8 protein-coding genes and 1 pseudogene are annotated in these 11,427 nt (G+C 37.6%); 4 read left to right on the top strand and 5 right to left on the bottom strand.

The window, feature by feature from the left end:
• The first annotated feature begins 761 nt into the window (after nt 1–761).
• Entirely contained in the window at nt 762–2,570 is a 1,809-nt protein-coding gene (locus ACIQXN_RS17140; protein WP_402969240.1) for a hypothetical protein, read from the top strand.
• A 193-nt stretch (nt 2,571–2,763) separates the two neighbouring features.
• On the opposite strand, the gene ACIQXN_RS17135 is transcribed toward ACIQXN_RS17140, so the two are convergent.
• The gene (locus ACIQXN_RS17135) at nt 2,764–3,363 is read right to left on the bottom strand and encodes a hypothetical protein (protein WP_402969238.1); all 600 of its coding nucleotides are present in this window, start codon (nt 3,361–3,363) and stop codon (nt 2,764–2,766) included.
• A gap of 658 nt (nt 3,364–4,021) precedes the next feature.
• Between ACIQXN_RS17135 and ACIQXN_RS17130 the strand changes: the two genes are divergently transcribed.
• The 3 genes from ACIQXN_RS17130 to ACIQXN_RS17120 all read left to right on the top strand — a co-directional run bounded on the left by ACIQXN_RS17130 (nt 4,022) and on the right by ACIQXN_RS17120 (nt 6,825).
• Nucleotides 4,022–5,164, top strand: a complete 1,143-nt coding sequence (locus ACIQXN_RS17130; protein WP_402969235.1) for an Alp7A family actin-like protein — start codon at nt 4,022–4,024, stop codon at nt 5,162–5,164.
• A gap of 6 nt (nt 5,165–5,170) precedes the next feature.
• Nucleotides 5,171–5,608: a hypothetical protein gene (locus ACIQXN_RS17125; protein WP_402969232.1), complete on the top strand. Its 438-nt coding sequence runs from the start codon at nt 5,171–5,173 to the stop codon at nt 5,606–5,608.
• A gap of 530 nt (nt 5,609–6,138) precedes the next feature.
• Entirely contained in the window at nt 6,139–6,825 is a 687-nt protein-coding gene (locus ACIQXN_RS17120) for a MerR family transcriptional regulator (protein ID WP_402969229.1), read from the top strand.
• A 428-nt stretch (nt 6,826–7,253) separates the two neighbouring features.
• On the opposite strand, the pseudogene ACIQXN_RS17115 reads toward ACIQXN_RS17120, so the two are convergent.
• From ACIQXN_RS17115 to ACIQXN_RS17100, 4 genes and pseudogenes are all read right to left on the bottom strand, one after another.
• Nucleotides 7,254–7,702, bottom strand: a pseudogene (locus ACIQXN_RS17115) (GNAT family N-acetyltransferase); the annotation flags it as partial.
• 455 nt (nt 7,703–8,157) lie between these two features.
• Entirely contained in the window at nt 8,158–9,075 is a 918-nt protein-coding gene (locus ACIQXN_RS17110) for a DUF5700 domain-containing putative Zn-dependent protease (protein WP_402969226.1), read from the bottom strand.
• Between the two features lies 1 nt (nt 9,076).
• Nucleotides 9,077–10,336, bottom strand: coding sequence for an MFS transporter (locus ACIQXN_RS17105; protein WP_402969223.1), 1,260 nt, complete (start codon nt 10,334–10,336; stop codon nt 9,077–9,079).
• Nucleotides 10,320–11,423 (bottom strand): pyridoxal phosphate-dependent aminotransferase, encoded by a 1,104-nt coding sequence (locus ACIQXN_RS17100; protein ID WP_402969221.1) that lies wholly within the window; start codon nt 11,421–11,423, stop codon nt 10,320–10,322. Before ACIQXN_RS17100 ends, ACIQXN_RS17105 begins: the two co-directional genes overlap by 17 nt.
• Nucleotides 11,424–11,427 lie beyond the last annotated feature (4 nt).

Genomic DNA, 11,427 nt, shown 5'->3' with positions numbered 1-11,427 from the left:
AAAGCCCCTCGAAGCTTAGGGCCCCAAGGGGTAAAAAAAAAGTCGTTTTTTTTTTCTATGCAGGTTTCGCTCAAGTTTTGCACCGAAAAGAACAAAAATGAACCATTTTTGATAGAAATTCAAAATGGATAAAACCACTGCAAACCCTGTATTGGCAAGGTTTCAAGCTATATCTCCCCTAAAAAATGCTACACAGGTTCCGCTCACTCGCATATGACCATGGTGCATTTCAGATGTACAGGTTCCGCTCAAATTGTGAAATACCCGTATGATTTCTTCGTTCCATATCCATGCGAAAATGAAATAAACTCAGATGCACCAACGTTTTAACCTGGTACACAGGTTCCGCTCATTTTTCGATTCCACTTCCGTAATGGTGCATTTAATGGTGTGTATTTCGGGCGGGTTCCGCTCAGGTTATTGAAATATGGTGCGTTTAATGTACATGATACGCCTTTTACATGTCAGTCTCCCTGCTTCCATCCTCGATTCATTCGCGAATGACTTCTGATATTTTTATGATTCTTGTTTATATTCAATCCCCTCCCCTACTTTTTGATCGACCGAAGAAATCAAACCCCACTGGTGCTTTTTAAATAAATTTACGGAACCAGTGTACTATTTGGTGCATTTTGATTATGATAGTGGATAAACCCTTGTTATAATAGCTTGGAAATGGTGCATTCTATTGAATTTAATGGAACGTATCATGTTTAATGGTTTTATAGATTACCTTGCATGCATTGGAAAGGATGTTATCGATGAAGTATGAAAACATACCTGATAATTTAATTTTAAACTACGAACTTTTAAAAATAGCAATATATGAAGAAACGAAGGAATTATTTGGTGACCGCCCTTATATCCTGGAGAAATGGAATCAGGAAGCCTACCAGATGACGGAAGAGGAAATCAGCAATCAGGCGCCTCCCTACACGATGGGACTGAGCTTCCGTGCCCTCTATTCCCTGTTTACCCAGACGTTATATTTTGAGCAACCGATCAGCAAGCAGATGGTCATGAAAGCTGTGAACCTCTATAGAGACACGATAAAGGTCATTTTGGCAGGACACTTCATCAACGAATTTCCTAAGGATGAAATAAAGCGAAGTGTGAACGAAGAAAAGATTGAGGAAGCCCTGAATCGGGATTACATCTATTCGAGCATGGATATGGACTTTCATTTAATGAGGGATATCGTAACGAAGAAAAAGGACTTCAAGGAAGGAGAGACAGGTCTTTTGGCAACCGAGATCATTGACAACAGAGGAAAGTTCAGAGGTTTGGCTGAACTGCGTCCCCACGAACTGCAAGCAAACGAGATTACCTCCGATCAACAGGAGATGTGGCTTGAACTCATTGAATCCACCATTAATTCCTTGGATGAAATGACAGCCGACCTCTTTGATTTAATTACATATTTATGGATGGTGTCACCCAAGAGCACGGACGGGTACATCGAATTCCATAGCAATGATGCCCTTCGCCTCCGGAACTTGAAGAAACGGACTGCGCACGGACGGGAAATCGATTTCCGGGAAGAGGATCGCTTCAATATCATGAAGCGTGTGGCAGCACTTTCAAGCATTTGGATATCACTGGGTGATGAACAGGTAAAGGTCGTCCAGACGCAAGATATCCAGGACAATGAACTGTATGAGTTCAAGGATTTCCAAAGGATGTTCGAGATTGGGAAGATGCGGGTCGCTTATGATAAGAAGACCGGACAGCCAAAGGGCATTTATGCGGTGCAGGTGAAGCCCTCCTCCATCCTGACTCCATATCTCGACGGACCGAACCGTTCCCTTGGTGTATTGGATCTGAAAGTCTTCCAATACAGTCACTTCACACAACGGGAACACAAGCGATTGACCAGGTACTTGAACCTGCAATGGAAAATCAGGACCATCAAAAGGACCCTGCAGCAGCCATTTAAAGTGTCCACCCTATTGAAGGTGATGGACTTCTCCTCCAGATATAACGGGGTGCAGATCCGAGATAAATTCGAAAACGTTTTGGATCAACTAAAGGCCGACAGCGTGATTGAAAGCTGGGCCTATAGCGAAGAAATTGACGAAGAACGGGTCGGCAAAAAAGGATGGGTGCACAATTACTGGTCCAAGATCAATGTGAGCATTTTGCCGACAGACATGGTTGTGAAGGAAAATCAAAAGAAATTGATGTTGAACACTAACCGCCTAGTCGATGCGGAAATCCTGGAACGCATGAATCAGTTTGATCAGGAAAACACATTTCCCCTACCCGTGGGCCTCGAATTGGTCAAGGTTGAAACGGCTGTTTCCCGGGAATCGGCATACATCATGGATAAGTCTTCAGTGACTCCCCCTTTAGATATCCAACAGGCATTCGACTTCACAACTGAGGAAATTATGCTGACACCGGAAACGATGAAAGAGACCATGGATACCCTGAAAATGAGCATCCGTCAGACAGCAGAGGAGATTGGCATTGCTCATACTACCCTTTCCCGTTACCTGAGAAAAGAAAATAAACGGCAGAATAATAAAAATGATGAGAAGATGCTCCAATGGTTAAAAGAAAAGAAGTAAGTTATCAGATGATATTTTTAGTGGGATAAAAAAGATAGAACTTATAATATCATAGAAAAACATATGACTTGCCAAAAATGATTAATGGACAGGACACTCTCGTAGACTACACTATCAAATAAAATCGATAAAGATTATTTGCTAGATTCTCGAATTGAATGGTCCGAAGTGCTACTTATATTTTGGTAGCACTTTATTTATATTTATTGACTAAATCCACTATGGCTATTTCCATAAGGTCGGATTTTTTAAGCATCTGCTGATCTGCGAACTTATCAAGCAAAGCCCCAACTTCTTCATTTATTACAATTGTCTTCCGTACTTTTTCCCCCTTTCCTAAAGAGATTATCCTTTGATAAAGAAAATCTCTATTGCCCACCATGTCTTCCTTTTTCTTTTCATCAAGTATAAATGCCTTTATCAGTTCCTTTAATATCGCTGACTCTTCCGGTGTGAAATCCGTGTGAACAGACCTTTCACATTCATTTCTTACAGATTTCACATCGAGTTCATCCTTTTGTGAATTCATTGGTGAACTCTCATTCACATAGAATGGACGTATAATTGAAACATTTTTCGGTTCTATGAAATCAAACACCGATTGATAAAGGGGTTCATCCCCTTCTCCTGCGTAATACCAACCTTTAGGCGCCTGGTTTTTATATTCATAACCTGCACTATGTAATGCATTTTTCAATTTCTTTTCCCCTAGCCCCACCTTATCTTTCGCAATTTTGGCTATTGTGTTTCCCTTTACTGATAAGTGTTCCATTACCTCTTTTATTTTCATCATCCTTCACACTCCTTTCACATTGCTACAGCCATGAATTCACATATTCTTCATACTTATGTGAATCCCCTTCATTTTTGAACCTCACCCCTTTTGTATTGGCTTCGTATGTCTACATCGAACGTCTCTTTCTTTGACCATAGCTTCCTCCCGATGTAGGTAAAGAAGTCCTCTAAGACCTATAGAATCACGTACAGTTTTACATGCTACCGTGATTGGAAGCACGGTTTCCCAATTTAGCCACTGGCAATCGCTGCATTCAGGGTGTAACTTACTGGCAAATAGATTAGTAAGGATTTCTAATCTCGACTCGGGAGTATTCAAAGTTTCGTTCTTCTCCCCTCTATTCTAGTATGTGATTAGATAGAAATTCTTTACCCATAGGTCGATATAGATTAAATACTAGGGTGATTGGCCATCAAGTATAGGAAACAGGAATCTATTACACTACTGCCCTCCATACATCCAATATTAGTGCCATCTATACTTCTAGTCTTAAGACCTTCATTTTGCAGTAATTTTCTTAGGTCTTATAGATCACCCTTAAGAAATATAATTGCATGCAAATTGCATGCAAACTTGACAATTGCATGCAATTTGCATACAATTGTTGTTGATATAGAATAAAAATCCAATATTGCCAAGGAGGAATCTTATTAATATGGCTAGATTCGTATCGATAGATATAGGAAATGATGCAGTAAAGGGCTTTTTAGGCGACCTTGAAACCCGGCTTTACATACCTAACGTGATTGCCCAGGTCGAAGACCGTGAAATCGTGGAAATGGAAAAGAATCCTCTTAATGCTCTACATCTGGAAATCACTTCTTCTGCTTTAAAGAATAAAAATGGAAGTTATGCTGTTGGAAAATTGGCTTCCAAATATCCCAATAACGATGAACTGACACCCGATCAGGACAAAGCAGACAGTGATCAACCGATCATCATGCTCCTGACGTCCCTTGCCTATGATGCCGTTGGAAAGTTTACGGAAGATGATGGGATAATAGAGGCCTCTTACTATTTATCTACTGGACTGCCACTGGACGAAACCAAACAGGGAAAAGCTAAGGAATTTCGAAAAAAGCTGAAAAGCTCGCAGCATGAAGTGAAATTTCTGAAAACACCCACGATGGAAGGGAAAACCGTTCGTATTAAATTTGAACAGGTCCTGGTCAACACCGAAGGCTTTGCAGCATTCGTCGATTTGACGACAAATAACGACGGATCCACAAAAAATGAGGATTTGATAGGTAAAACCCTTCTCATCAATGATATCGGGGGCCTTTCTACTGATTCGGCCATCATTTCCGCTGAAGCCGAGGTCGATAACGAATACAGCAACGGCATCAAGAAAGGTGTTTCCACCTATCTGGACAACATCATTCGCAAAGTGTATACCAAACACAAATATACAATCAAAAGCCGTCGCACACTGGTCGAGATCATCACGAATGACCAACCCGAAGAACAGTATCATATCTGGGTGAATGGAAATCGTGTCTCCATCAAGGACATCATCGATAATGAACTATCCGTTCTGGCCAAGGAAGAATATAAATTGATCAAGGATATGTGGCGTAATGTCCCAGACATCCGGCTTGCCTATCAAATCGGCGGAGGGTCGCTCGTATTGAAGCCTTACCTCTCTGAAATGAATCAATCTGACAAGAACTACCCTCTTCGATTCGTATCGGAAGACGATAGCATTTGGATGATTACCCGTGCCTATTTCAAGATATTGTTGATGTATTTACAAAGTAAAGGGATTTCCATACAAAAACAAGCCGTAATTAAAGAGTGATATGTTATGGATGAACGCTTTGAACCTGGAAAGACGATCTCTTTTCGCTTGCCACCAGACACTCCCGTACATGTCGTAGACTATCTGACGCAGAAAAAGAATGAGCTGGGCAGGAAATTCAGCAGTGAAATCTCCCCAATCTTCGTCGAGGCGGTTTCAAGAAAGGCTTTGGGGAGCTCGGATAACGAGCAGATCTCCATCAACCTGCCCGAAGGTTTGACTGCTGACCAAAAAGAATGGGTGAACAATCCCCATACGAAGGCCCTGTTCAGTCAACTTCTATATCAGGTTGTGACGAAACCCACTACCCCACTTGATTTCAATCTGCCACTACCGGTGGAGAATCAAGTGGCGGATAAAGAACCTGCTTTCAAGACCAATGCCTTGATTCAGAACTTTGCGAAGAAAACATTTTTGAATTTTGATGATGATGATGACGACTAAAACCCATCTGCAGATGGGTTTTTTAAGTCCCTATTAAAACAAAGGTGATTTTTTGCTGAATATGTGGCCTGAACTTCACCTTATTTTGCGTTACTTCAAAAAAATTTGCTCAATCCCTCCTTTAATCCATACTCTTATAGAGGATAATAAGCCAAGGACGTCTAATACACTAAGAACAACACTTTTCCACACTCCAATTATGGTCAACACAACACAATTGGTCCACAATCATTAAAAAAAGACGGTATATTTGTGGTCTACTTATAGCTTGTAGTCTACATATAGTATAAAAAAATGAATGTCTGATACATTCACTCTATCTATGCAACTCATTATTGTTTTATTTTCTTAGCTTTTTATACTAAAATAGAAAGTATCATGTAATTACTAGTAGTCTATATGTAGAATGTTCCCTACCATTTATGTATATGTTGTACACAACATATACACAACAGGACACATATGGAGCACAACCCAAAGCCATTATATGCAATACATATACTATTCTTGAAAAGAAAGGGGAGAATGACATGAAAGAAATGAAACATTGGAGAATCAGTGACTTTGTTGATGAACTCAACAAGGCCTTCGAGGACCATGAACATGTACATATCAATACCGTGGATGGCTGGTTCAAACGGTTGGAAAAGGGCCGGATTCATTATATAAACCGAACGATGGAAACGAAGGAAAAGATCTATGATGAATTGGATTTGAAGATTGCAATTTTCATCAAAAAGAGAAGGGGAGAGAAATGGGCAATACCTGCCATATCCCGAGACCTTCCCAACCACTTTGAATTACGCCCATTCCCAGTAAAAGAGGACAAGCCAGCTCCACATGTAGACGATCTAGAGAGCATTAAAAAGCAAATTTCCGAAGAAGTCAAAAGAACATATGAAGAATTGGCTGCCACTCAAATCAAGGAACTGCAAAATCAATACAATCAATTGATAACAAGCTTGCCAAAACCACCATCGACGGAAGAAAAAAAGAACCAAAGCTTTCAGGCCATGGTGATTCAAAGAAAGATAGAAAGCTCACTGGAAGAGGAAGCCCAGGTGGCTTGGTCCAAGTTACCCGAAGATCAGCGTCTTAAAAGGGTAGGCTTTTTCAGGAAAGACATCGATTTGGAGAAAAAGGATAAATTTGTACGGGATTATATCAATGAGCATTTTGTCGACCGGTTGAAAAAAGAGATGGAACTCGATCAGTAAGTTATGATACCCCAAAATAGTAAATGTTTTATAGTCCTTAAAGTAACCCTGAATTTGTCCAACTTCGGACAAATTCAGGGTTTGCTAATTTTCTGCTAATTCGGTTTATAAAACTTTTAGCTATTTACTCTAAAACTACAGCATTACCATATCAAATGACCTTCGCCATCGCGCTTTTGAAAATGATAAATAACTATCTGGATAATTGTAATTATCATATCTTTCCATTTATTAAAATAATGACTTGACACAGCACTGAAAAACAGACAAATAGATTGCGTTTTTTTATTTTATCTTGAAAAGTCTAATTTCAACCAGCGCCTATTCTAAATATTTTGGCTTCACAGATAAATTAATTGCGTATTATTCGTAAAAACAACTAATTCTATAATAGGGTGGTAGAAAACTAGCTTATTGATTATCAAAAATTACTCATTTGGATTTATAATGGCTAATACTTGATGATCCTCCCACCGATTATTTATTTTTGCATTTTTTTTTGCAATTCCTTCTTTATGAAAACCGGCCTTTTCTAATACACGTATTGACCCCATATTATGTGGCATAACACCAGCCTCAATCCTATGCAAATAAAGAGATTTAAAAGCGTATTCTACAACTAATTTAACAGCTTCTGTAGTGTAAGCTTTACCATTATTTTTTTATAAGTAATTAACTATTAATGCGCTTTGAAGAGGACCGCGAATAATTTGAAAAAGATCAATAGTACCAATTAGTTTATGATTCTTTTTCAGAAAAATCCCAAACTGGTATGCAAGTTTATGTTTTGATTTTGTTCCCAAGATCGAATTAACTCTTTTTGTTTTTCTAAAGAATAATAGGTGGATGGACGATTTGTTGAAAATGGTTCAAAAAAATAGTCATCCACTATTAATTAAAGTAGTTAATGGTTAATTAAGAGTACCTGTGATTTTAAAAAATGCCTTCCATTACTTGTATCATTAATTATCTACTCGAAAAGTTTATATTCCTGTCCAATCCAAAAATGACAATTCCTCTTGATTATTTCTTATCCCGGAGCTTCTATTAATTTTTGTGTCATCTGTGAGGCTCTTGTCTCCCTCACTCAATTTAAATAGGGAAATTTATTAATAGTAGTTACTATTTCTAAACAATTACTTTTAATATATTAAACAGTTATTTCCATTCAACGTTTCATTCTTCTATTATATAAAAGCACTTCCAATTCAGTAGATATAAAAAGGGAAAGAGCCCTCGACTTTCTTTTCTATAAAAAAAACCAGTAATTTTATACTGGTTTACTTAATATTTTATTGGATTCTAAGTCATATTATTAATCCTAAAGTAGCTTTACTTGGAAAATGTACTATTTAAGAAATATTCCCCTTTAGATAAATGTTCTTTTAAAGGGTCTTTTGTATCGAAATAGAGGTTAAAAAACTCTTTAGGACTTCTCTTATATACATTTCTTAAAGCATCTAGACCATGAGTAGCAACAATAGATTCAGCCATATGTGTTCCCACCAAATTGATAATTGGTAGACGCTTATTTTTCAAAATCAAATTAATCTTGCCTTGATAATTGGCATAATTACTTTCATTAACTGTATCAAGAATTTGTCTTAAGAGGCTCATAGACTGCACAATACTCACTTCATCCCGGATCATACTTGCGTAAGAAAAGTATTTAAAATCATAACTAGAATTTTGCTCTCTATATTCAATTAAGCTTTCTAGTACGGCAAAGTTTCCAATCCCTTCATTTTGTATGAGGTTGATTATAAAGTGCTTAAGTTTTTCAGGCGTATCTGGACTCACTGAACATTCCTTACAAAAGTCGGTATAGTTAATAAATGAAATCTCATGATAATAAATATGAATCAGGAATAAATATGTCTCAACTGGTGTAGCTTCAGGAAATAAAGAAAACAGTTGAAGAGATGATTTAGGACCGAAGTTTTTCTTTCCATAAGGTAGCAAACCAATTTTCAAATGATGGTCGATATCTTTAGGAGTATCCGGAAAGAATTGGGCGATGTGTTTAACAGAATCCTCTAAATGAACCTCTAGATATTTTACTGTGCGGGACAACGATTCAATTTCATAACTACCCAACTTTTTTTCTTCATCAAATAATGATTGATTGGCCAAATAGGGAATTTCGTTGGCTTTACAATATTCAAACCACTCCAATTCCGTCGGCTGTTTCTTATGATTTTCCACAAAATTGATTAAACTAGCATCTAAGCTTACATCTAATTTTAACAAATTACCCCACCTCGTTTCTTATCTTACTGTTTTTTGATTTTTCCTTTTTTATATTATTCTTTAATGATAGTGTGCCGATGACCCCTATTGCTAAAATGAGTCCTCCCGATCCAGAAAAAAGCACAGCAGTGGTCATGAAGGCCATTACAGAACTAATTGCCCCCAAAGAGAATGTGTCACATAAATAGTTTATAGTTGAGGACAAGCTAAAAATCTTCCCAATCATATTTCCAGGTATTTGATCCTGAAGGATAATTGTTCTAGCCAGACCTTCACTTGCCTGGCCAATTCCAATCAGAACCATCCCAATATATATCACTGTCATAGATGGAAATACACCAATAGAGACGAGGCCTATTCCCCAAAGTATAATTCCAGTATTAAATGCATAAATAGGGTTAAACTTTTTCATCAATCCTATCAGTATAGAAGTAAGAAAGGATGCTGCACCAAGAATACCTGTTAAATAACCAAATGCAGAGACGTCTTTATTTAAATAAACATCTAAATATATGGGTAATCCAACTCTCATTAGGCCCGTATTAATTAAAATGCTGATTCCTTGAACAACTATGATAAATGTAATATCTTTATTCTTTTTAAGATAAGCGAAACTAGATTTAATTTCATGGAAAGCACCAGAATTTTCCAGACGTTTTTTTGGGCTGGAGTTTTGAACATAATGAATGAAAAGATTTGATATAAACGCTAAACCCAAAAGGATACATGCCAAGCTAAATAAATGAATTTGTGTGGTAAACTTTAAAACAATCCCCACCGATGCAGGAACCAAAATAGAAGCGCCCCGTTGAACTGAGTCCAATAATGCATTTCCTGATTGTAATTGAACTCGTTCTATAATTTCCGGAAGTATTGCCCTGTAACACGGTTCGGAAAAGCAGCTAAAAATAGTAATTCCAACCACAAGAGCCAAAAGCGTGTAATAATTTAATTCATTTAAAGAGAACAAGACAGGAATTAGAACGATTAAAAGCGCAACACCTGCGTCACTGAATACCATGATGCGTTTTTTGTTCCATTGATCGGCTTTCACACCCCCATATAAACCAAAGATAATGAATGGAAGCGTCTCCCCCATAACCATAATTGAGAGATGTAAAGGTGAATTATCCGTGATGTCCATAGTTAACCATATAAGTTCTAGGCTAAATAATATCAATGCACTTCTTCTGAATAATCGACCAAGTAACAAAAAAACATAATTTCTATTTCTGAATAATTGCTTATAGGGTATATTCATATTTTTTTAGCCTCTCATTATAGCACGTAATAAACCTGCTAATTCCTTCTTGAAGACTAACTGGATCGGCAGCACAGTTGATACGGATATACCCTTCCCCCTCACTACCAAAATTGGCTCCTGAAATGAGAGACAATTTGTAATGCACCAATGCAACCTCCACAAACTTTTCAGAAGAAAGCCCCGTCTTTTCTATATTAATCCATAAAAAGAAGCCCCCATCTGGACGACTTATCTCAATGTCTGATGCTCTCAATAAATCTATTGTTTTCTGTATATTTTTCAATACCATTCTCTTGTTTTTTATTTTATAATCTTGCGGGCTATTTAAGGCTCCTAATGCTGCCTTTTGAGAAATAACACTAGTGCTTAATTGTGAAAACCAGTGTTCCCTAGATATCTCTTCACTCCAGAATAAGCTAGGAGAAATTACATAACCCACCCTGTAATCGGCCAATGAGTATGTTTTAGAAAAGCTAAAAGCATGAAACACATTCTCCCTTAAAGGAATAGTGACTTGTTTTTGAGAGTGAAATATAAAGGATTCAAAGGAATGGTCACAAATTATAAAATGCTTATCCATAGCCTCTAACAATAAATCCCATGAGTCACGGCTAAATGTAAGACCATTGGGATTATTGGGGGAGGTAATGAGGAATGCGGTCTTGCCCATTGGTGATTCTTTTGCAAGTAAGCACAATTGACGTATTGCTTGTTCTTCTTCAACCATAGGATACGGTTCCATATTAATTCCATTATAGTGTCCCATAAACTGGTATGGCGGAAACCCTGGGTTAGGATAATAAACCTTAGTGATTCCATTGTTTTTTAAACATCTGATAATAGCATTTAAGCCCATCAACCCACCGGTTGTGATGGTGACATATTGTTCATCAATTTGAATCGAATACTGCTCTTGTAAATGAGTCTTTATCTTAAAAATCAATTCTCTATCCCCTTTTATCGGGGCATATTGACAATTGGGACTAGAGATATATTTTATAGATTCTGCCTTGGCCTCTGGAGGACACGGAAAAGAGGGTTCTCCAAAATCTAATCGTATGAGTCGGTTTTCGTATATTCCCATATTC

It is taken from the genome of Peribacillus sp. NPDC097295 (assembly GCF_044761665.1).
GTDB lineage: Bacteria > Bacillota > Bacilli > Bacillales > DSM-1321 > Peribacillus.
Note: the sequence above shows the minus strand (reverse complement) of the source record. Positions and strands in the feature narration are given on the sequence as shown.